At 65.4% G+C, this 21564-nt stretch carries 24 protein-coding genes; 7 read left to right on the forward strand and 17 right to left on the reverse strand.

Translation table 11 applies throughout. The features are described from left to right. Positions 1-4: 4 nt before the first annotated feature. Positions 5-1393, forward strand: a complete 1389-nt coding sequence (purB, locus tag ACPPVQ_RS20215) for an adenylosuccinate lyase (RefSeq protein WP_426517293.1) — start codon at positions 5-7, stop codon at positions 1391-1393. A 198-nt stretch (positions 1394-1591) separates the two neighbouring features. Here purB and ACPPVQ_RS20220 read toward each other — a convergent pair whose 3' ends face one another. From ACPPVQ_RS20220 to ACPPVQ_RS20260, 9 genes are all read right to left on the reverse strand, one after another. Beyond that, on the reverse strand, positions 1592-1876 hold the full coding sequence (locus tag ACPPVQ_RS20220) for a hypothetical protein (RefSeq protein ID WP_426517295.1): 285 nt from the start codon (positions 1874-1876) through the stop codon (positions 1592-1594). 20 nt (positions 1877-1896) lie between these two features. After that, positions 1897-2484 (reverse strand): HdeD family acid-resistance protein, encoded by a 588-nt coding sequence (locus ACPPVQ_RS20225; RefSeq protein WP_426517297.1) that lies wholly within the window; start codon positions 2482-2484, stop codon positions 1897-1899. Positions 2485-2568: 84 nt separating this feature from the next. Beyond that, positions 2569-2898 carry a hypothetical protein gene (locus ACPPVQ_RS20230; RefSeq protein WP_426517299.1) on the reverse strand — a complete coding sequence of 110 codons (330 nt, stop codon included), beginning with the start codon at positions 2896-2898 and terminating at the stop codon, positions 2569-2571. Positions 2899-2956: 58 nt separating this feature from the next. After that, positions 2957-4330, reverse strand: coding sequence for a replicative DNA helicase (gene dnaB, locus ACPPVQ_RS20235; RefSeq protein ID WP_426517301.1), 1374 nt, complete (start codon positions 4328-4330; stop codon positions 2957-2959). 503 nt (positions 4331-4833) lie between these two features. Continuing rightward, entirely contained in the window at positions 4834-5286 is a 453-nt protein-coding gene (rplI, locus tag ACPPVQ_RS20240; protein ID WP_426517303.1) for a 50S ribosomal protein L9, read from the reverse strand. Positions 5287-5298: 12 nt separating this feature from the next. Then, the gene (gene rpsR, locus ACPPVQ_RS20245) at positions 5299-5562 is read right to left on the reverse strand and encodes a 30S ribosomal protein S18 (protein ID WP_055897232.1); all 264 of its coding nucleotides are present in this window, start codon (positions 5560-5562) and stop codon (positions 5299-5301) included. An 83-nt stretch (positions 5563-5645) separates the two neighbouring features. After that, a complete protein-coding gene (locus ACPPVQ_RS20250) occupies positions 5646-6140 on the reverse strand; it encodes a single-stranded DNA-binding protein (protein ID WP_163288458.1) in 495 nt (164 codons plus the stop codon). A gap of 4 nt (positions 6141-6144) precedes the next feature. Continuing rightward, on the reverse strand, positions 6145-6531 hold the full coding sequence (gene rpsF, locus ACPPVQ_RS20255; RefSeq protein ID WP_345762674.1) for a 30S ribosomal protein S6: 387 nt from the start codon (positions 6529-6531) through the stop codon (positions 6145-6147). Positions 6532-6677: 146 nt separating this feature from the next. Further along, positions 6678-8102: a CCA tRNA nucleotidyltransferase gene (locus ACPPVQ_RS20260; protein WP_426517307.1), complete on the reverse strand. Its 1425-nt coding sequence runs from the start codon at positions 8100-8102 to the stop codon at positions 6678-6680. Between the two features lie 129 nt (positions 8103-8231). On the opposite strand from ACPPVQ_RS20260, the gene ACPPVQ_RS20265 reads away from it, so the two are divergent. From ACPPVQ_RS20265 to ACPPVQ_RS20290, 6 genes are all read left to right on the forward strand, one after another. Continuing rightward, positions 8232-10547, forward strand: a complete 2316-nt coding sequence (locus tag ACPPVQ_RS20265; protein WP_426517309.1) for a DUF6049 family protein — start codon at positions 8232-8234, stop codon at positions 10545-10547. Beyond that, positions 10540-12156 carry a murein biosynthesis integral membrane protein MurJ gene (gene murJ, locus ACPPVQ_RS20270; protein ID WP_426517311.1) on the forward strand — a complete coding sequence of 539 codons (1617 nt, stop codon included), beginning with the start codon at positions 10540-10542 and terminating at the stop codon, positions 12154-12156. Before ACPPVQ_RS20265 ends, murJ begins: the two co-directional genes overlap by 8 nt. A gap of 73 nt (positions 12157-12229) precedes the next feature. Further along, positions 12230-13201, forward strand: a complete 972-nt coding sequence (trxB, locus tag ACPPVQ_RS20275; RefSeq protein ID WP_426517313.1) for a thioredoxin-disulfide reductase — start codon at positions 12230-12232, stop codon at positions 13199-13201. A 15-nt stretch (positions 13202-13216) separates the two neighbouring features. Continuing rightward, positions 13217-13543, forward strand: coding sequence for a thioredoxin (gene trxA, locus ACPPVQ_RS20280; protein ID WP_345762680.1), 327 nt, complete (start codon positions 13217-13219; stop codon positions 13541-13543). A gap of 141 nt (positions 13544-13684) precedes the next feature. Beyond that, positions 13685-15007 (forward strand): PLP-dependent aminotransferase family protein, encoded by a 1323-nt coding sequence (locus ACPPVQ_RS20285; protein WP_426517316.1) that lies wholly within the window; start codon positions 13685-13687, stop codon positions 15005-15007. A gap of 24 nt (positions 15008-15031) precedes the next feature. Beyond that, positions 15032-15997 (forward strand): D-alanine--D-alanine ligase family protein, encoded by a 966-nt coding sequence (locus ACPPVQ_RS20290; RefSeq protein ID WP_426517318.1) that lies wholly within the window; start codon positions 15032-15034, stop codon positions 15995-15997. 125 nt (positions 15998-16122) lie between these two features. On the opposite strand, the gene ACPPVQ_RS20295 is transcribed toward ACPPVQ_RS20290, so the two are convergent. The 8 genes from ACPPVQ_RS20295 to rpmH form a co-directional block, all read right to left on the reverse strand. Further along, the gene (locus ACPPVQ_RS20295; RefSeq protein WP_426517320.1) at positions 16123-17070 is read right to left on the reverse strand and encodes a ParB/RepB/Spo0J family partition protein; all 948 of its coding nucleotides are present in this window, start codon (positions 17068-17070) and stop codon (positions 16123-16125) included. After that, positions 17070-17987, reverse strand: a complete 918-nt coding sequence (locus ACPPVQ_RS20300) for a ParA family protein (protein WP_426517322.1) — start codon at positions 17985-17987, stop codon at positions 17070-17072. The genes ACPPVQ_RS20295 and ACPPVQ_RS20300 overlap by 1 nt, the downstream gene beginning before the upstream one ends. Before the next feature lie 113 nt (positions 17988-18100). Beyond that, positions 18101-18730: a 16S rRNA (guanine(527)-N(7))-methyltransferase RsmG gene (gene rsmG, locus ACPPVQ_RS20305; RefSeq protein ID WP_426517324.1), complete on the reverse strand. Its 630-nt coding sequence runs from the start codon at positions 18728-18730 to the stop codon at positions 18101-18103. A gap of 14 nt (positions 18731-18744) precedes the next feature. Next, positions 18745-19332 (reverse strand): protein jag, encoded by a 588-nt coding sequence (locus ACPPVQ_RS20310; RefSeq protein WP_426517326.1) that lies wholly within the window; start codon positions 19330-19332, stop codon positions 18745-18747. 10 nt (positions 19333-19342) lie between these two features. After that, positions 19343-20326 (reverse strand): membrane protein insertase YidC, encoded by a 984-nt coding sequence (gene yidC, locus ACPPVQ_RS20315; RefSeq protein ID WP_426517328.1) that lies wholly within the window; start codon positions 20324-20326, stop codon positions 19343-19345. A 6-nt stretch (positions 20327-20332) separates the two neighbouring features. Next, a complete protein-coding gene (gene yidD, locus ACPPVQ_RS20320) occupies positions 20333-20644 on the reverse strand; it encodes a membrane protein insertion efficiency factor YidD (protein WP_426517330.1) in 312 nt (103 codons plus the stop codon). Beyond that, the gene (gene rnpA, locus ACPPVQ_RS20325) at positions 20641-20982 is read right to left on the reverse strand and encodes a ribonuclease P protein component (protein ID WP_426517332.1); all 342 of its coding nucleotides are present in this window, start codon (positions 20980-20982) and stop codon (positions 20641-20643) included. The genes yidD and rnpA overlap by 4 nt, the downstream gene beginning before the upstream one ends. A gap of 8 nt (positions 20983-20990) precedes the next feature. Next, a complete protein-coding gene (gene rpmH / locus ACPPVQ_RS20330; protein ID WP_163288492.1) occupies positions 20991-21128 on the reverse strand; it encodes a 50S ribosomal protein L34 in 138 nt (45 codons plus the stop codon). Between the last annotated feature and the right edge of the window lie 436 nt (positions 21129-21564).

Genomic DNA, 21564 nt, shown 5'->3' on the forward strand with positions numbered 1-21564 from the left:
CCCCATGACCGCCCTGCCTCCCCAGCCCCTCAGCCCGCTCGATGGCCGCTACCGTTCCGCGGTGGTCGGTCTCGGCGACTACCTCTCCGAAGCGGGGCTGAACCGCGCCCGCGTGCAGGTCGAAGTCGAGTGGCTGATCTACCTGACGAGCCACGGCATGTTCGGCTCCTCTCCGCTCACGGAGGAGCAGGTCGCGTCCCTGCGGGCGCTGTCGGCCGAGTTCGGCCAGGCCGAGATCGACCGGCTCGCCGAACTCGAAGCGACGACGAAGCACGACGTGAAGGCGGTCGAGTACCTGGTGCGCGAGCGTCTGCACGCGCTCGGGCTCGACCACATCGCCGAACTCACCCATTTCGCGGCGACGAGCGAAGACATCAACAACCTGGCGTACGCACTCACGGTGAGTGCGGCCATCCACCAGGCCTGGCTTCCCGGCTACCGCGCGGTGATCGCGGAGCTGCGGGCGCAGGCGCACGCGTACCGCGACGACGCGATGCTCGCGCGTACCCACGGCCAGCCGGCGACGCCCACCACCATGGGCAAAGAGCTCGCGGTCTTCGCGCACCGGCTCGAACGGGTCGAGCTTCAGATCGAAAACTCCCGCTTCCTCGGCAAGTTCAGCGGCGCGACCGGCACATTCGCCGCGCATGTCGTCGCCGACCCCGATGTCGACTGGCAGCAGATCTCGTACGAGTTCGTCACCGGTCTCGGACTCGACTGGAACCCCCTCACCACCCAGATCGAGTCGCACGACTGGCAGGCAGAGCTCTACAACCGGGTGTCGCATGCGAACCGCATCCTCCACAACCTGGCCACCGACATCTGGACGTACATCTCGCTCGGCTACTTCCGCCAGGTTCCCGAAGCGGGCGCGACCGGCTCGTCCACAATGCCGCACAAGGTCAACCCCATCCGCTTCGAGAACGCCGAGGCCAACCTCGAGCTGAGCTCCGCCCTCCTGGATTCGCTCGCCGCCACGCTTGTCACCAGCCGCCTGCAGCGCGACCTCACCGACTCGACGACGCAGCGCAACATCGGCGTCGCGCTCGGTCATTCGCTGCTCGCCCTCGACAACATCCAGCGCGGCCTCGGCCAGATCGACCTCGACCGCGAACTGCTCGCCGCCGACCTCGACGCGAACTGGGAGATCCTGGGCGAAGCCATCCAGACGGTCATCCGCGCCGAAGTCGCTGCGGGCCGGTCGTCGATCGCCGACCCTTATGCGCTCCTCAAGGAGCTCACGCGGGGCAAGCGCATCGGGCGCGCCGATCTCGTGGAGTTCGTCGAGCGGCTCGACATCGGCGACGCCGCGAAAGCGCGCCTGCTCGACCTCACCCCAGGCACCTACGTCGGCCTCGCCTCGCAGCTCGTGGACAGGCTCGACCGCGAGTAGCGCCGCGGTGCGGGGCCCGGCGGGCTCCTTCCGCCGAGCGTGACACCTCCGGTCGAGCGTGCCGCGCGGGCCGGGCTCCTTCCGCCGAGCGTGACACCTCCGGTCGAGCGTGCCGCGCACGCCGGGCACCGTCGACCGCAACGGGCACACCCGCCGTTCGACACGTCACGCGCGCCGACGCGCGACGACCCGCGGCGATCAGTGCTTTGAGTCGTCGCCGCGGTTCTGCTCTTCGAGGTCGCTGACCTCTTCGGCGTTCGGCTTGAACGCGAGCGAGAACATCGCGAGTCCCACGAGCGCCACGATGAACGCGATGCCGAAGGACACCGCGGCGAGCAGCGGTTCACGCGTCGACATCAGCACGATCAGTCCGACGAAGATCGCCAGGATCGCCGAGATGACAAGCAGCTCGACCGGCCGGAAGCGGTCCTTCCGGGTCGGCTGATGCGCCTTTCCGGCGGCGGCGGGAGAATTTGCGGGCACGTTGGAATCCTTCTTGCGGCTCATGATCCGCTCTCCATGGGGTGCTCAGCCGTCGACGGATGCTGCGCCGCCCACTTGAGCGAGAATCCCCCGATTGCGAGGTAGACGCCGACGATCACGGCGTAGGCGCCGAACAGGCCGACCGCGAGCACCGAGTCAGACGGAATGAGCAGGAACACGAGCGCGAGCACGGCCGTGAAAGCCCCGACGATGATCCAGTCGCGCGAAGACGGGTCTTTCGAGCGGCTGCGCAGGCCGCAGTAGAGCTCGATGAAGCCCGTGAGGGCGGCCCAGACGCTGACGAGGTAGAGGAACAGGCCCAGACCACTCGTCGACAGCGCCAGTGCGAGCACTCCGGCGATGACGCCGATGACTCCGTGCGCGACGAACAGGCGGCGCACCGTGCGGTCGGCGACGCTGCGCCAGCTCAGGATGCCCACCAACAGCCCTCCGACCACCGCGTACGCGCCGAACACGACGAGTCCGAAGGTTGCGGAGTGGTTCGAGTTGAAGGTGACGACGCCGGCTGCGACGAGCGCTACGACCGCCCGTGCGATGGGGACGGCCCAGTACCCGGAAGACTTCGGGGCGGTGGGGGCGGCTGCCACTCGGCGACCTCTTTCATTGGGCGGTGGAACCTACCCAGTTTAGTCGGCGGATGCTGCGCGTTTGCCCCCTGGCGCATCCTGCGTTCAGGAGCTCGCATCCGGTTCTGTGACGCCGATGTTCTCCTTCTCGGTCACCACCGGATCCAGGGTCGGCCGGATGAGGTTCTTCTCGACGTAGAACATCACGATGCTCGCCCCGATCAGCGCGACGCCGAGGAACGGCGCGATCATGTTCACCGTGCTCAGCAGGGTGAACAGCGTGCCCAGCATCGCCTGGTCGAGGGCGTTGGCTCCGTCGCCACCGTTGCCGTTCGCGGCGTATGCCAGACCCGGAACGGTGAAGGTCAGGACGAGGTAGAGCGCGACGAGGCAGATGCCCCACCACAGAACCACTTTCGGGCGAAGACGTGACATGGGGGTTTCTCCTTCGTTGGAGTGACCTGGACTGTTCGGTCTCACCCTATGGTTCTTCTCAGATGGGCGCCATGTCGGTGAAGCGCGAGTAGTGGCCCTGGAACGCGACGGTCACGGTGCGTGTCGGCCCGTTGCGGTGCTTGGCGACGATCAGGTCGGCCTCGCCGGCACGCGGATTGTCTTTCTCGTAGGCGCTTTCGCGGTGGAGGAGGATCACCATGTCGGCGTCCTGCTCGATCGAGCCCGATTCACGCAGGTCGCTCAGTGCGGGGAGCTTGTCGGCACGCTGCTCCGGGCCACGGTTCAGCTGTGACAGGGCGATGACGGGCACCTGGAGTTCTTTCGCGAGCAGCTTGAGCGCACGGGAGAACTCGCTGACCTCCTGCTGGCGGCTCTCGACGCGCTTGCCGCTCGTCATGAGCTGCAGGTAGTCGATGATCACCATCTTGAGGCCGACCCGCTGTTTGAGGCGACGGCACTTCGCGCGGATCTCGACGAGCGTCATGTTAGGGCTGTCGTCGATGTAGAGCGGTGCGTCGTTGATGCGGCCGCGAGTGGATGCGATGGTCGTCCAGTCGCGGTTGTCGACGGTTCCCTTGCGCATGCTCTGGAGGGGCACGGATGCTTCGGCCGACAGCAGGCGCATCGCGATCTCGCTTCGGCCCATTTCGAGCGAGAAGAAGATGGTCGGCATGTCGTGCTTGATCGCTGCGGCGCGGGCGAAGTCGAGCGCGAGCGTCGACTTTCCGAGTGCGGGGCGGGCGGCGACGATGATCATCTGGCCCGGGTGGAGGCCGTTGGTGAGTTCGTCGAGTTCTGCGAAGCCCGTCGGGACGCCGGTCATCGAGCCGTCTTTGTGCTTGGCGGCCTCGATCTCGTCGATGGCGACCGTCACCGCTTCAGTGAGGGGCACATAGTCTTCGCTGTCGGTCGACCCGGTGACGGCGTAGATCTCCGCCTGTGCGTTGTTGACGAGGTCGAGAACTTCGCCTTCTGCTGCGTAGCCCATCTGCGTGATCCGGGTGCCCGCCTCGACGAGACGGCGCAGCAGCGCACGTTCCGCGACGATGGAGGCGTAGTAGCCGGCGTTCGCGGCGGTGGGCACGAGCCCCGTCAGCGTGTGGAGGTAGTCGGCGCCGCCGGCCCGGGAGAGCTCGCCGGCCTTGGTCAGTTCGTCGGTGACGGCGATGACATCGGTGGGCTCACCGTGCGAGTACAGCGACAGGATCGCGTCGTAGATGATCTCGTGCTTGGGAATGTAGAAGTCGGTGCCACGCACGACCTCGACGACGTCGGCCACTGCATCTTTGCTGAGGAGCATGCCGCCCAGCGCGCTCTGTTCGGCCAGGAGGTCGTGTGGGGGAGTGCGCTCCGTCTGCCTGGTCTCGCCGGGCTGTCGCTGTTCGGCCAGACCCAGATGGGCAATGGACACCCCGGCCTCCATTCGTCTTCATCGGCGTCCCGGTGGGCGCGCGCGTGTCTTACATACCTTCAGTGAACTCTGATCGGACAGCGGTCTCCGGCGGCTCGCCGGACACGTCGACACTCTCAGGAGCCACCGACAGGCCTGGCTTCTCGAATCGTTCTGTCCTCGCCGTTATCCGGCGTCGCCCCACACTAGGAGGCGCGCTCGGCACGCCACAACTCGCCCTGTGGATAACGATGTGGAGAATCTGCGCGAAACGCCGCGCATCATGTGCACAACCTGTGTGCAACTTTGTGGAAAGTCAAACAATTTCATTGGTTATATGACCGTTGATCAGGGTTTTAATTTCCCCCACCCTGTGTGTAGAAACTTGTTTAAACACCCCGTCGAAGCTTGCCCCCATTGTGGGTGACCCTGTGTACAAAGTTGTGACAAAAGGTTGCGCTGGGTGGTTAAACAGGTGTAGCGGCGGACTCTCGTCCGCCGCTACACCGTACTGCTTCAGACGCCTACTTGGCGGCGACCACCTGCAGGGTGATCGTCGCGAAGAGGTCGTCGCGCAGGCGGATCGTCGCCTCGTGCTCGCCGACCACCTTGATGGGGTTGGGGAGTTCGATCTTGCGCTTGTCGAGCGTGCCGATTCCGGCTGCTGCGACCGCTGCTGCGACGTCGGATGTCTTGACCGAGCCGAAGAGGCGGCCTTCGCTGCCGGCTTTGACTGTCAGCTTGACCTTGGTGGCCTCGAGCTTGGCTTTGAGGTCCTGGGCTTCTTCGATCGTGGCAAGCTCGCGTGCGGTGCGTGCCGCCTTGATCTGCTCGACCTGCTTTTCGCCACCGCGGGTCCACGACACGGCGAAGCCCTGCGGGATGAGGTAGTTGCGGGCGTAGCCGTTTTTGACGTCGACGACGTCGCCGGCGGATCCGAGGCCGGAGACCTCGTGGGTCAGAATGAGTTTCGACATGTCTTCCGGCTCCTAACGGCCCGAGCCGGCGTAGGGCAGGAGCGCCATCTCGCGCGCGTTCTTGACGGCGCGGGCGATGAGGCGCTGCTCCTGCACGGAGACACCGGTGATGCGGCGAGCGCGGATCTTGCCACGCTCGGAGATGAACTTACGCAGGGTTGCGACGTCCTTGTAGTCGATGACTCCGACTCGGATCGACTTCGCGGGGGCGGCGTTCTTGCCGTCCTTGCCCTTGCGGATCGGCTTGCGGCGGTCGCCGCTCGACTTTCCAGCCATGATTTCCTTTGCTTTCGTTTAAGTGTGCTTCGCGATGGATTCCGCCGCCGGGGAGCTGGGCTCCGCAGCGCGGGGTCGCATACCTAGAAGGGGGTCTCGTCGTTGAAGTTGCCGGGCGCGCTCCACACGTCTGCTCCTGAGGAGGAGTCGGAGGAGGGTGCTGCGGCAGCCCACGGTTCGTCGACGGCGCCGGCAGGTGAGCCGCCGCGCGAGGACTGTGCGCGCGTGATCGAGGCGGTGGCGTAGCGGAGCGACGGGCCGATCTCGTCGATTTCGAGTTCGATGGACGTGCGCTTCTCACCTTCCTTCGTCTCGTACGAACGCTGCTTGAGACGTCCCGTTGCGATGACCCGGGATCCCTTGGTCAGCGAACCCGCGACGTGCTCGGCGAATTCACGCCAGACGCTTGCGCGCAGGAACAGGGCTTCGCCATCTTTCCAGTCGTTGGTCGCGCGGTCGAAGCTGCGCGGAGTGGATGCGATGGTGAAGTTGGCAACCGCCAGCCCGTTCTGCGTGTAACGCAGCTCCGGGTCGCTGGTGAGGTTGCCCACCACGGTGATTACGGTCTCGCCGGCCATCGGACTAGGCGGTCTTCTCAGCCGGGGCGGCCTTGGCGGGAGCGGCAGCCTTGCGGGCGGCCTTCTCGTCGGCAAGCTTTGCGGCGGCGGCGACCTGGGCGATCGCTTCTTCGGCGCGGAGCACCTTGGTGCGCATGACGGCCTCGCTGAGCTTCAGCTGGCGGTCGAGCTCCTTGGTGGTCTCACCGGTCGCGGTCAACTGCACGACGGCGTAGATGCCTTCGGACTTCTTGTTGATCTCGTAGGCGAGACGGCGGCGGCCCCAGATGTCGACACTGTCGACCGTTCCACCGTCGTTACGAACGACGTTGAGGAACTTGTCAAGGCTGGGAGCTACGGTGCGCTCGTCGATCTCTGGATCGAGGATGACCATCAACTCGTACTGATGCATGACTAACCCACCTCCTTTGGACTTAGCGGTTACAGACGGTCTGTAACAGGAGGGTTTACATCTGTCATCGGGCACACTGCGCCCAGACAACCTAGCTAGCGTACCGGATGCGCCCCCTCCCCGCCACTCGGTGCATCCCCGCGGGACTACCGCGCCGACCACCACGCGGTGAGGCGGCGCGCCGCCTCCTCCGCACCGAGCGGCCCTTCGTCGAGCCGAAGCTCGAGCAGGAAGCGCAGCGCCTCGCCGACCTCGCGCCCCGGCTTCAGGCCGAGGAGCTGCATGACCTGCTCCCCGTCGAGGTCGGGCCGCACCGCATCCAGTTCCTCTTTCTCCTGGAGGTGACGGATGCGCTCTTCGAGGTCGTCGTAGGCGAACGCGAGCCGGTCCGCCTTGCGGCGGTTCCTGGTCGTCACGTCTGCCCGCGTGAGCATGTGGAGGCGCTCGAGCTGCTCGCCGGCGTCGCGCACGTACCGTCGCACCGCCGAATCCGTCCACGCCCCGTCGGTGTATCCGAAGAACCGCAGGTGCAGTTCGATCAGGCGGTCCACCGCATCGGTCGTGTCGTTGTCGAAGCGCAGCGCCCGGAGTCGCTTCCTCGCGAGCTTCGCTCCGACGATGTCGTGGTGGTAGAAGCTGACCGCACCGCCGGGTTCGAGGCGTCGCGTCGCCGGCTTGCCGATGTCGTGCAGGAGGGCGGCGAGGCGGAGCACGAGGTCCGGTGCGGCGTCGGGGTGCCGCTCCCGCTCGTAGCCGATCGCCTGGTCGAGCACCGTCAGGCTGTGCTGGTAGACGTCTTTGTGGTGGTGGTGTTCGTCGATCTCGAGCCGGAGTGCGGGGATCTCGGGCAGCACCTGGTCTGCCAGCCCTGTCTCGACGAGCAGTTCGATGCCGCGTCGTGGCGCCGCGCTGCTGAGCAGCTTGGACAGCTCGTCACGGATGCGTTCGGCACTGACGATCTCGATGCGATCCGCGAGCTGCTCCAACGCCTCCCGCGTCTCGTCGTCGACCGTGAAACCCAGTTGCGAGGTGAACCGCGCCGCCCGCAGCATGCGCAAGGGGTCGTCACCGAACGAGATCGCCGGGGTGCTCGGCGTGCGAAGCGTGCCGCTGATCAGGTCGTCGACGCCACTCGCCGGGTCGACGAGCACGGTCTCCGGCACCCGTAGTGCGAGGGCGTTCACCGTGAAGTCCCGGCGCACCAGGTCGCCTTCGAGCGTGTCGCCGAACACGACATCCGGCTTGCGGGTCTCGCCGTCGTAGCTGTCGGCGCGGTAGGTCGTGATCTCGACGGTCTCTCCCGCGATGCGTGCGCCGATGGTGCCGAATTCCCGGCCGATGTCCCAATGCGTGTCTGCCAGGGGGGCGATGATGCGCAGGATGTCGTCGGGTCGCGCGTCCGTCGTGAAGTCGAGGTCGTTGACGGGGCGGCCGAGGAGCGCATCCCTCACCGGCCCTCCGACGAGGGCGAGCTGGTATCCGGCGTCGGCGAAGGCTGCGGCGAGCCTGGCGACAGTCGGCGTGGTCGCGAGGGCGCCGAGGCGTTCGAGGGATTCGGCGACGCTCTGCATGGTGCCCCAGTTTAACGGGCGCCGGGCGGCCGTGAGCTCTCCACATGCGGCCGCCCTCGCCGGAGTCTCACAGGGCCAACCCCCTACAATTGGCGACATGGAGGCCGAGCTGGAGTCGTGCGTCGACGCATGAATTCGACCGGCCGACCCCGTCGCACGGGCCTGCGCTGGCTTGCTGTGCTCGCCACCGCAGCCGTTCTGGGCGTTGCCGCGGTCGCAGCATCCGTCTCCATCGACCCGCCTGCGGCCTCTGCACGGCAGTCTGCGACGGCCCACGCCGTGAAGGCGGCGACGGATGCCGTCAGCCAGCTGACCGTGACCGTCGCGCCCGAGAACGGCGGCATCCTCGCTCCCGGACAGGACCTCACCGTACAGGTCTCGGTCACCAACGGTGCCTCGAGTTCCTTCGTCGCCGGAACCGTCCACCTGTGGATCGACAAGACGCCGATCGACACCCGCAAGAGCCTCGCAACCTGGCTGGGTTCGTCCGACGAGGTGCAGGGCGCGCAGACGATCGGTCGCGCGCCGGTCGCCGCGCTCGAACCGGGCACGACGTCGGTCGTGAGGGTGACCGTGCCCGCAGCATCCGTCCCGATTTCCGCCCGATCGTCGCAGGGGGTCTTCGGCATCGGTGCGACGGTCGCGATCGGGTCCGGCACGAAGGCCGGTGACCGTTCCACGATCGTATGGAATTCCGGGGCGGAGGTCACCCGGTCGAACGTTTCGGTCGTGATGCCGATCACTGCACCCGCGACGAGCGCCGGGCTGATTCCCGTTGCAGACCTTGCGGCATATACCGCTCCGAACGGGGTGCTCACCCGGCAGCTCGACGGGCTGATCGGCCACCCGTCGGTCGCGATCGGCATCGACCCGATGATCCTCGCCTCGATCAGGGTCCTGGGAACCTCCGCACCCGCGAGTGCGACGGACTGGCTGGTCTCGCTGTCGGAGCTTCCCAACGACGTCTTCTCCCTCGGCTACGGTGACGCGGATCTCGCCGGCCAGTTCCAGAGCGGGCTGACGGCGCCCCTTGCACCGACGTCGCTCGCTTACGCGATGAATCCGGCGAACTTCCAGACCACCCCCACATCGGTCGGCGAGCCCACCGAGAGTCCGGCCCCGGGCACCGCGATCCCGACCCCCACCCCGACGCCGACGACAGCGCCCGGTCCGGTGCTCCCCACCATCGCCGAGCTGACCGCGTGGCCGTACTCGCTTCACGGCGTCGCGTGGCCTGCGGAGAATTCCGTACGAACGGCCGACCTGTCATCGCTCGTCGGCAACGGATTCACGACGACGATCCTCTCCGGCGACAATACGAACGCAGCCGATCTCGCCACGACTCCGAGCGCCGTCCTCCCCATCAGCGGTGGGAAGGCACTCGCCGCCGATTCGGGCATCTCTGTCGCTCTCCGCAAAGCCGCGACGGCCACTGACGACACGAGCTGGAACGCTGCGATGTCGCAGGTCAACGCGCAGCTCGGACTGGTCAGCGAAGACGGCGGTGGAAAGCGCGACCTGGTCCTGACGCTTGGTCGCTCCTGGCCGTCGAGCGGCACCCAGCTGGAGCGCACCCTCCGTGCCATCCTCACCTCACCGTGGACCAATTCGGTCACGTTCCCCCAGATCCTGTCGAGCACACCGACCCCCGGGCTGACGCTGAAGAGCAAGTCGGAGACCGAGGCGCGCATCACCGGCATCAAGGGTCTTCTCGACGCCGAGACGCGGATCGACGATTTCGCGACGATCCTGGACGATCCGACCACGATGACCGGGCAGAATCGCGCCCAGTTGCTCACCCTTCTCGCGGTCTCATGGACCGCGCCGCGCAACGACTGGCCGAGCGCGGTCTCGAAGAATCTCCAGTCGTCGTCCAGGATCCTGAACTCGGTGAAGATCCTGCCGACGGAAAACGTGAACCTGGTGAGCGCGCAGGGATCGATCCCGTTCACGGTCAGCAATGGCCTTCCCAATGAAGCCGTGACCATCGTGCTCAGTGCTTCGCCCTCGAACAGCAGGCTCGAGATCGACGAAGACGCGACCAAGCGCATCCAGCCGGATTCACGCGCGACCGTGCTCGTGCCGGTGAAGGCGAAGCTGGGCAACGGCCAGGTCATCCTGACCTTGCAGTTACTGAGCCCCACAGGCGTCAAGATCGGCACGCCGACGGCGGTCACCGTGGATGTCCACGCAGACTGGGAGGGCATCGGCGCCCTGATCGTCGGCATTCTTCTGGTCCTCCTGTTCGGTTTCGGCATCGTGCGCAACATCCTCCGGCGACGCCGGGAGAACGCCGCGGGTGACGGCGCGGGTGACGGCGCAGACGGTGACGGCACGGGTGGCGACGGCACGGGTGGCGACGGCACGGACGACCACGACGCCACGGAAGGCACTGCGGCGGATAGCAGCGCGGTTGCCGGCGAAACGAGGGAGCCGAGTGTCTAGCATCGGCCGCTCCAGCGCGATGCTCGCGTCTGGCACGCTCGTCTCACGCGTCCTGGGCTTCGCCAAGGCATGGCTCCTGCTCCAGGCGATCGGTGGCCTGAGCTTCGCCGCGAACGCGTACGCCACGTCGACGATCGTTCCGAACAGCATCTACGCGATCATCGCCCAGGGCATCCTCAATGCCGTACTCGTACCGCAGATCGTCCGCGCGTCAGTGCACGCCGACGGGGGCAAGGCTTACATAAATAAGCTGGTCACGCTCGGAATCCTGATCTTCGCCGCCGTCGCGCTCGTCGCAACCCTGCTGTCGCCGTTCCTCATGCAGCTGTTCGGCCTCCGCGGTTCGCACGCCGAGCTTGCGACCGCATTCGCTTACTGGTCACTGCCGCAGATCTTCTTCCTCGGGCTTTACACACTGCTCGGAGAGGTACTCAACGCGCGCAAGTCGTTCGGCCCGTTCACCTGGGCCCCGGTCGTGAACAATGTGGTCGCGATCGCGATGCTGATCGTCTTCATCGTCGCGTTCGGCTCCGACCCCTACGGGCACCGGTCGCCCGTCTGGACGCCCACGATGGTGGCCATCCTCGCCGGCGGGGCGACGCTCGGCGTCGCGGTTCAGGCGCTCATCCTGTTCTTCTTCTGGAGACGGATCGACCTGCGGTTCCGCTTCGACTTCCGCTGGCGCGGGGTCAACCTCGGACACGCCGGCAAGGCCGCCGGCTGGACCTTCGCCATGCTGCTGGCCACCCAGGCCGCCGGGCTGATCGAGACCAACGTCGCCAACTCGGCCGGGGTCGGCTTCGCCGGGCCGCTCCTGATGAACAACGCCTGGCTGATCTTCATGCTCCCGCACGGCATCATCGCCGTCTCGATCGTGACTGCTTTCTATACGCGGATGGCCGAGCATGCGCACGGAGACGACATCCCGTCGTTCCGCACCGACTTCTCGAGTGCCGCCCGCTCGATCCTGCTCCTGATCACCTTCTGTGCCGCGGCACTGATCGTGGTCGCGTTCCCGCTGTCGCGCATCTTCACGCCGGACTACACGCAGCTCGGTTTCATCCTGATCGGCTACCTGGTCGGGCTCGTGCCGTTCTCGCTCGTCTTCATGTCGCAGCGTGCGTTCTATTCGCTCGGCGACACGCGCACGCCGTTCTTCTTCACCCTCGCGCAGGTCGCCATCATCGTCGTGGGCGTACTGCTCTGCTTCATGGTGGCGCCGGAATTCCGCGCCGCGGCGATCGCTCTCGTGGTCTCGGTGGCGGGCGGCATCCAGGCCATCATCGCGGTCGCCTTGCTGAGGCGACGCATCGGGGGAGTGGATGGCCGGCGCATCGCGAGCGGACTCTGGCGGTTCCTGGTCGCTGCCGCCGTCTCGATGCTCGCAGGCGCGGGCGTCCTGCTCCTGCTCGGCGGCGTCTCGGCGGGGGCGTTCCCGGTCTCAGGATTCTTCGCAGCAGTCGTGTCCATCGCCGCGGCCGGAGTGGTCATGCTCGCTGTGTACGTGGGAGCGCTCGTGCTGTTGCGTTCGACCGATCTGAAGACGGGCCTGGCGCCGTTGACCAACCGTCTGAGCAGACGCTCCGAACACACAGACGACGCGGAATAGCATCCACCTAGGATGTGTTATATGGGTCAGCGAGTCTTGTCGGCCCGCCATTGATAGTGCAAGGAGCTCTCGAGTGCGGCAGATCATCATCATCGGTTCCGGTCCCGCCGGATACACGGCAGCCGTCTATGCGGCGCGCGCCAACCTCAAGCCGCTGCTGATCGCTTCGTCCGTCGAGGCCGGCGGTGAGCTGATGAACACCACCGAGGTGGAGAATTTCCCCGGCTTCCCTGACGGGATCCAGGGCCCCGACCTCATGATGAAGATGCAGGCCCAGGCTGAGCGATTCGGTACCGAGGTCGTTCTCGACGACGTCGTGAGCGTGGATCTCTCCGGTGACGTGAAGTCCGTGACGCTCGGGTCCGGGGCGGTGCACCAGGCTCTCGCGGTGATCTTCGCCACGGGTTCTGCCTACCGCAAGCTCGGGCTCGAAGACGAGGAGCGTCTCGCCGGGCACGGCGTCTCGTGGTGTGCAACGTGCGACGGCTTCTTCTTCCGTGAGCGCGTCATCGCCGTCGTCGGCGGCGGGGACTCGGCGATGGAAGAGGCCACGTTCCTCACCCGCTTCGCCGACAAGGTCTATGTGATCCACCGCAAGGACACGCTCCGTGCCTCCAAGATCATGCAGGACCGCGCGTTCGCGAACGACAAGATCGAGTTCGTGTGGAACTCCGAGGTCGTCGGCATCCAGGGCACCGAGACGGTGACCGGGGTGACACTGCGCGACACCGTCACCGGTGCAGAGCGTCCGCTCGAGCTGCAGGGGCTGTTCGTCGCGATCGGCAACGACCCGCGCGTTCACCTCGTGCACGGTCAACTCGACCTCACTTCGGACGGCACGATCGCCGTCGCCGGCCGGAGTTCCAAGACAGCGCTCGCTGGTGTGTTCGCAGCCGGTGACGTGATCGACCCGAGCTACCGGCAGGCTGTCACGGCCGCCGCTTCGGGTACCGTTGCGGCGCTCGACGCCGAACACTACCTCGCGAGCCTTCCCGAAGACCTGCTGGCCCAGGCCGGCGATCTCGAACTCACCACAACCGCATAAAGGAGAAATCACATAATGTCTGCAGCACGTTCCGTTACGGACGCATCCTTCCAGGACGACGTCCTGAACAGCGAGAAGACGATCCTCGTGGACTTCTGGGCTGAATGGTGCGGCCCGTGTCGCGCCGTCGGTCCGATCCTCGACCAGATCGCTGTCGAGCACGCCGACAAGATCGAGGTCGTCAAGCTGAACGTCGACGAGAACCCGCAGACCGCTGCGAAGTACCAGATCACCTCCATCCCCGCGATGAAGGTCTACCAGGGTGGCGAAGTCGTCAAGACCGTCATCGGCGCCAAGCCGAAGCCCGCCCTCGAAGCCGACCTCGCCGCCTATTTGTCATAGCCGACGAGAGTTACCTGACCCGTCCGGCTCACGCCGGGCGGGTCTTTTTTTGTACCCATGTTCCACGTGAAACACTCCCCGATTCTCCGCAACCGGGGTCCCGCAAATAGCATTGGCAACAGCGTTCAGAACGGATGACAAGTGACAGATCAGGGCAGCCCGACTTCGCAGGGCAACAATCTCGACCGGTGGTACGGCCACTATGCACAAAGGACGACCGGTCTCGCCGCCAGCGAAGTACGTGCCCTGTTCGCCGTGGCCTCGCGCCCCGAGGTTGTCTCCCTGGCCGGCGGCATGCCATTCGTCTCCGCCCTTCCGCAAGACCTGGTGGTCGGCGCCATGGACCGCGTCATGCGCGAGCAGGGCGACGTTGCGCTGCAGTACGGTTCCGGTCAGGGAGTGCCGGCCCTGAGGGAGCAGATCCTCGACGTCATGGCCCTCGAGGGCATCAGCGGGAGCGCTGACGATGTCGTCGTCACCACAGGTTCGCAGCACGCGCTCGAGCTCTTCAGCAAACTCTTTCTCGACCCGGGTGACGTGGTGCTCGCCGAAGGCCCGAGCTATGTCACCGCGCTCGTCATCTTCCGCTCGTACCAGGCGGAGGTCGACCAGATCCCGATGGATGAGCACGGCCTGATTCCCGAAGCTCTCCGCGAGCACATCGCCCGGCTCAAAAGTGCTGGTCGCACGATAAAATTCCTCTACACCGTCCCCACCTTCCACAACCCGGCCGGCGTCACGCTGACCTGGGAGCGCCGGCTCGAGATCCTCGAGATCGCTCGCGCGAACGACATCCTGGTGCTCGAGGACAACCCCTACGGACTCCTCTACTTCGGCGAGAAGCCGCCGGCAGCGATGCGGTCGGTCGAACGCGAAGGGGTCGTCTACCTGGGCACGTTCTCGAAGACGCTCGCGCCCGGTTTCCGGGTCGGCTGGGCACTCGCACCGCACGCCATCCGCGAAAAGCTGATCCTCGCAAACGAGGCCGCGGTCCTCAGCCCCAGCTCGTTCACCCAGCTGGTCGTCTCCGAATACCTTCGCGATGCGGACTGGAAGGCCCAGATCGACACCTTCCGCGGCGTCTACCGGGAACGCAAAGAGACGATGATCTCCGCGCTGGAGGAGTACCTGCCCGAACTGAGCTGGACCAACCCCAACGGCGGCTTCTACGTCTGGCTCACGCTCCCGTCCTACCTCGATTCGAAGGCGATGCTGCCCCGAGCGGTCACCGAGCTCGTCGCATACACGCCCGGTACCGCTTTCTACGCGGATGGGAACGGTCGCCAGAACATACGGCTGTCGTTCTGCTATCCGACCCCCGAGCGCATCCGCGTCGGCATCCGCCGCCTCGCCGCTGTCATCAACGGTGAGATGGACCTGCTCGACACCTTTGCCGGGACCGGCTCGCTGAGCGCCGTGCAAAAAGCCGGTTCCAGTGCAAACATCCCGACCGACCTGCGCTAGTACACCCCCGAGAAAGGCCTGATCATGGCTGATTTTTCCGCCCTTGACATCATCGTACTGGCCGGTGGGATCTCGCACGAGCGCGACATCTCCCTTCGCTCGGGGCGCCGCGTGACCGACCGGCTGACTGCGCTCGGTCACCGCGTCACCGCGCTCGAGCCCGACGGATCACTGCTCGCCTATCTCTCAGCCAACCGACCGGATGTGGTCTGGCCGGCACTCCACGGAGCGAGCGGCGAAGACGGCGCCCTTCGCGCCCTCCTCGAACTCACGGGCATCCCGTTCGTGGGATCCCGCACCGACGCTGCGCGGATGGCCTGGTCGAAGCCGACGGCGAAGACCATCGTCGAGCGCGCCGGGGTCTCGACCCCCGCTTCGGTGACCTTGCCGAAGGAGACCTTCCGCGAACTCGGTGCCAACAGTGTGCTCGACACCGTGATCGCCGGACTCGGCTCGTCCCTCGTGGTGAAGCCTGCCCAGGGCGGCTCCGCACAGGGTGTGACCATCGTCGACGACGCTGCCGACCTGCCGCGCGCGATGGTCGACGCCTACACCTATTCAGATGTCGCCCTCATCGAGCAGAGGGCCGTCGGTTCGGAAGTGTCTGTCACGGTGATCGATCTCGGCGACGGCCCGGTCGCGCTGCCCGCCGTCGAGATCGTCCCGGTCGCAGGCGCGTACACCTTCGACGCGCGGTACAACGCGGGGGAGACCCGGTTCTATGTGCCTGCGCGGGTGAGCGATGAGGTAGCAGCGAGGGTGGCACGCGCCGCGGAACTGGCCCACACAGCACTCGGTCTACGCCATCTTTCGCGCATCGACCTCATCGTGGATGCCGACGGCGAGCCGTGGTTCCTCGAGGCGAACGTGCTGCCCGGCCTGACGGAGACGTCGATCGCACCCCAGGCCATCGAGGCCGCGGGCATGAGCCTCGGCGACGTCTACGCGGGGCTGGCCGTCGCCGCCATCCGCGACACCGTCACGGTCTGACTCGGGCCGTCCCCGGAACGCCGGGCGTCCCCAGAACGCTGGCCATCCCCGAAACGCCGAGCGTGCCCATTACGCGCAGCACTCTCGACCGCACCTGACACCCTCGCCGCACACCGCTGGCCGGCTCAGCTGAAGCTCGGCTCCCCGAGCTCCGCCAGGATGCGGTTCAGATCCTGAATCGTTGCGAAATCCACCACGATCTGGCCTTTTCTCGCACCGAGCGAGACCTTGACCCGCGTATTGAGGCGGTCACCGAGGCGCTCGGCGATCTCGTCGAGGTGTCCCTGGCGACGACCGGGGTTGGCCTTGGGCCGCACCGGCTTCGGCGTCGCACTCGCTGCGGCCTCAGCGGCGCGAACCGACAGGTCTTCGTTGACGATCTTGTCCGCGAGGCGCTGCATCGCATCCGGGTCGCCCGTCGACAGGATGGCACGGGCGTGACCGGCGGTCAGGACGCCGGCGGCGACCCGGGTCTGCACGGCCGCCGGAAGCTTGAGTAGTCGCAGGGTGTTCGTGATCTGCGGGCGCGACCGGCCGATCCGGCCTGCGAGCTCTTCCTGGGTGATCCCGAAGTCGGCGAGGAGTTGCTGATAGGCCGACGCCTCTTCGAGCGGGTTCAGGTTCGACCGGTGCAGGTTCTCCAGGAGCGCGTCGCGGAGCATGTCCTCGTCGGCCGTCTCCTTGACCACCGCAGGAATGGTGTCGAGGCCGAGCTCCTTGGTGGCGCGCAGTCGGCGCTCACCCATGATCAGCTCGTACTTGTCCGACTGGCCGACGATCGGTCGCACGACGATCGGCTGCAGCACCCCGACTTCACGGATGCTGGCGACGAGTTCGTCGAGTGCCTCGCGATCGAACTCCGTTCGCGGCTGCGCTGCGTTCGGAACGATGTCGGCGGGGGAGAGGTTCGCGAGTCGCGCACCGGGCACGGCAACCAGTTCGACGGTGGCCGTCGCGGTCGACCCCATGCTGCCCTGGTTCGGGAAGAAGATGTCGACCGGGCGGGCAGCCGAGTCCGACGTCGGGATGAGCGCGCCGATTCCACGGCCGAGTCCTGTGCGTTTCGCAGCCATTAGCGGGGTACTCCTCTTCGTGCGATCTCGGCGGCCGCTTCGAGGTACGAAAGCGATCCGGACGAGTTGGTGTCGTAGCTGATCACGCTCTGCCCGTAGCTGGGTGCCTCCGAGATGCGCACCGAGCGGGGGATGATCGTGTCCAGCACTTCTTTGGGGAAGTGCGTCCGCACGTCCTCGGCGACCTGGTGGGCGAGGTTCGTGCGCGAGTCGTACATCGTGAGCAGGATCGTCGACACCCGCAGCTTCGGATTCAGGTGCTTCTCGATCAGCTGGATGTTCTTGAGCAGCTGACTCAGCCCTTCGAGCGCGTAGTACTCGCACTGGATCGGGATCAGGACTTCGGTTGCCGCGACAAAGGCATTGATTGTCAGCAGCCCGAGAGACGGCGGGCAGTCGATGAGCACATAGTCGAAGTCGTACTCGTCGAGGAACTCCCCGAGCGCTCGCGAAAGGCGCTGTTCGCGTGCAACCATCGAGACGAGTTCGATTTCGGCGCCGGCGAGGTCGATCGTTGCCGGCACAACGAAGAGTCCGTCGAATTCCGGGCTCTTCTGGATGACTTCTTCCATATTGCGGTCGTTGACGACCACGTCGTAGACGCTGGGCGTCCCCTCGCGGTGCTCCACGCTCAGGGCGGTGGATGCGTTCCCCTGCGGATCGAGGTCGATCACGAGCACGCGGGCACCGGACTTCGCAAGCGCGGCAGACAGGTTGACGACCGTCGTCGTCTTGCCCACCCCGCCCTTCTGATTGGAGATCGTGAAGATGCGGGTACGCGAGGGCAGGGGGAGTGTCTGGGTCGCGATCGCGTTCCGGCGACGGGTGAGCTCGGCGATCTCGTGAGCGAGTGGGGTCGATCCATCGAAGACGGTGGAGGTCACATCGACCTGGCTGTCTTGTTCAGGATGTTTCACGTGAAACCTTGTCGCTCTGTTCTCGGTGGGAAACACCGTGTCCGTGGATCCTCCGGGATCGAGCCGGGGGACTTCCTTCTGCGAATGGCCGGTCCTGGGGAGGACCCGGCCGGTCAATCAACTGTAGCTCGGATGACTCGTGTGACCTCGTTCAGCACGCCCTCGCCGAGAGTAATCACTTCGACATTGCTGAGTCGGTAACGCTTTATCTCTTTGGCGGCGGCGTCGATCTCAGCGGTCGCACCAGTGCCCTTCATCAGCACAAGTTCGCCGCCCGGACGCACGAGCGGCGCAGTCAGGGGAATGAGCTTGCGGAATGCAGACACGGCCCGCGCAGTCACCTGGTCCAGTGGGGACGACAGCTTGGCCTCTTCTGCGCGAGCGCGCACGACATCGACATTCGTCAGTCCGAGTTCTGCAACCTGCTCGTTGAGCCAGGCGATCCGGCGTTCCATCGGCTCGATGAGAACGAAGGACACGTCTGGCCGCGCAATCGCAAGAACGATACCGGGCAGACCGGCGCCGCTTCCCACATCGCCCACTCGTCCGACCTGAAGGAGGGGCGCAACGATCGCGCAGTTCAGGATGTGACGCGTCCAGAGCCGGGGGAGTTCGAGCGGGCCGATGAGACCTCGCTCCTCACCCTGCTCGGCGAGGTTCTTCGTGAACTGGCGCGCCGCATCCACGTTCGGTCCGAAGAGCAGAGCTGCTTCGGGCGGTTCGATCTCGAAGGTCGACGTCAATGTTTCACGTGAAACTATGACGCGGTGATCACAGTGTGCCGGTCGCGGCCTTCACCGTGCGAGTTCGAGACGAAGCCGCGGTCGGAGACGATGTCGTGGACGAGCTTGCGCTCGTAGGACGACATCGGGGGAAGTTCCGCCTGGGCAGCGCCCTCCTCGATGCGAGCGATGGCCCGATCGACGAGGATCGCCAGTTCGGCCTGACGGGCTTCGCGCGATCCGCCGATGTCCAGGATCAGACGCGAGAACGATCCGGTCTTGTTCTGGACGGCAAGGCGAGCGAGCTCCTGAAGAGCATTCACGGTATCCGGCTTGGACAGCAGGCGAAGGTTCGCGTCTTCTTCGGCATTCACGGAAACGTAGGCGCGACCATTGCGTGCGTCGATGTCGATGTCGCCATCGATGTCGCAGATGTCGAGAAGCTCTTCGATGTAGTCGGCGGCGATATCGCCCTCCGCGTCGAGCTCGGCTGACGTCGGCGCGCTGGTCTCGCCCTCGGCGTGCTCGCCCTCGGCCGTCTCTTCCACGGTCGCCGATTCGGCGTCTTCGGCCGTCGCGGCGTCGGCATCCAGTTCGGGCTCGGTCTGCTGTACGTCGGTCATCTGATTCTTCCTACTTCTTTCCGCCGGTTTGCTTCTTGGCGCGGGTCTTACTGACCGGCTGGACGCGCTGCGTCGTCACCGGCTTCTGGGGCTGTTCATCGATCGACAGGACCACGACGCCTTCGTCGTTGACCAGCTTGCCCTTCTTGGCGAGGCGTGCCTCGCGGGCCTTCGCCGCCTCACTGCCAGGCGTAGGCATATTGCGGATGACCACGAACTGCTGCACCATCGTCCAGATGTTCGAGGTCAGCCAGTAGAACATCACACCGAGCGGGAACGCGAAGCCGGAGAACAGGAACACGAAGGGGAGCAGGTAGAGCAGGATGCGCTGCTGCTTGAACTGCGGGCTCGCCTTGGTCTCGGGGGACATGTTCTTCGAGACGATCTGCAGCTGGGTGATGAACTGTGACGAGGTCATCAGCACGACCATGATCGCCGCGATCACCATGACCGCCACCTGCGGCGGGTGAGCGTTCAGTGCGCCGGAGAAGCTCTGGTGCAGGGGAGCGATGCCGAACAGCTCTGCGTTTCCGAACTGGACCGCCAGGGTCTCGTTCAGCGGGCCGACGCCGGCCTTGCCGCTCTGGGCTCCGTTGAGCACCTGGAAGAGGCTGAAGAACACCGGCATCTGCAACAGGAGGGGGAGGCACGAGCTGAGCGGGTTGGTGCCCGTCTTCTTGTAGAGGTCCATGGTCTCGCGGGACATGGCCTCGCGCGAGAACTGGTCTTTCTTGCCCTTGTACTTGTCCTGGATCTTCTTCAGTTGCGGTGCGACTTCGAGCATCCGCCGCTGGTTCTTGATCTGGCGGACGAAGACCGGGATGAGCGCCGCCCGCACGACCACGGTGAGGCCGACGATGGAGAGAACCCAGGTGATGCCCGCAGCCGGGTCCATGCCCATGACCGTGAACAGCTGATGGAACGCCACGAGAATGAGTTCCACGACCCATTTGATGGGCCACAGAATTGTTCCGAAGATGGCTCCGATGTCCATGTGGTGCTAAGCCTTTCCGTGGCTGCTGGCTACGACGAATCCGAATGGAGTCACGTTGTACCGACGCTTCTTCTTGAGCGGAACGTCGTCGATCCCGCCTTCCGCCCAGGGGTGGCAGCGGGCGATCCTGCGAATTCCGAGTGCCGAGCCGACCACGACGCCGTGTTCCTGGATGGCGCCCAGCGCATAGGCCGAGCACGACGGGTAGTACCGGCACACGTCACCGTAAAGCGGGGAGATCACTGCGCGATAGGCCCGCAGCACGAGCACGGCGACGTTCCGCGGAAGGAGGAGCACAGCGGTGATGGCGGTGTTCATCGACGGAGGTTGCCTTTACTGACGGCGCGGGATATCTCTTCATGCAGGGTAGCCCACTCCGCATTGGCGGAGGCTGGCAATGCCCTGATCACGACATCGGCACCGGGCTGGAGATCATGGAGCAATTCGTATGAGGCTGCTTTGAGCCGGCGCCTCACCAGGTTGCGCCGAACAGCGGTGCCGACGTTCTTGCCCACGATAAAACCGAATCGCACCACTGCGGAGTCAGGATCGGTGCGGATGTACGTGACGGTGTTCGGGGCGGTGAATCGTGTACCGCGCCGGACTGTCGCCTTGTAGTCCGCCCCCCGCGTGATGCGATTGGCTTTAGCGAGCAACGGGCAGTCTAGGCGGAGAGCTTGGTGCGGCCCTTGGTGCGGCGGGCAGCCAGGATGGCGCGACCGGCGCGCGTGCGCATACGCAGGCGGAAGCCGTGGGTCTTCGCACGCTTGCGGTTGTTCGGCTGGAACGTTCTCTTGCTCATATCTGTCTCCGGAGGTCTCTTCTGTGCAGGCCTGTGCCGATCATGTGGCCAGCACGGGAGGCCGAAGAAGTTTTTGGGCAGCCACGTCTGCGGCTGAAGTCAACTGATTAAAACTACGGCCTAGACCGTACGAGGTCAAACCAATCGAGCCGAATCATTGATTATCCACAGAATTCGACGGAAAGTAGGACAAGACGCGCCGAGCTTTTTGGCCTTGTCAAATTTGATCGTCACACCTGCGGCGGTTACCTTGGGGACAAAGTTATCCCCAGCCATACCTATAAGGGGCCGGAGATCGCTACGGTATAGGACACACAGCGGTGGATAACTCTGTGAATACCTTTCCGGCGGCGGGACGCCCCGGGCCGACGAACATTCACGATGAAGTGGATCACGTCGACGAGAAGTGATCCAGGTAACACGAATACGGGGAACA

The sequence above is a fragment of the Leifsonia sp. McL0618 genome (genome assembly GCF_049994905.1).
In the GTDB taxonomy this organism is placed as follows: domain Bacteria; phylum Actinomycetota; class Actinomycetes; order Actinomycetales; family Microbacteriaceae; genus Diaminobutyricibacter.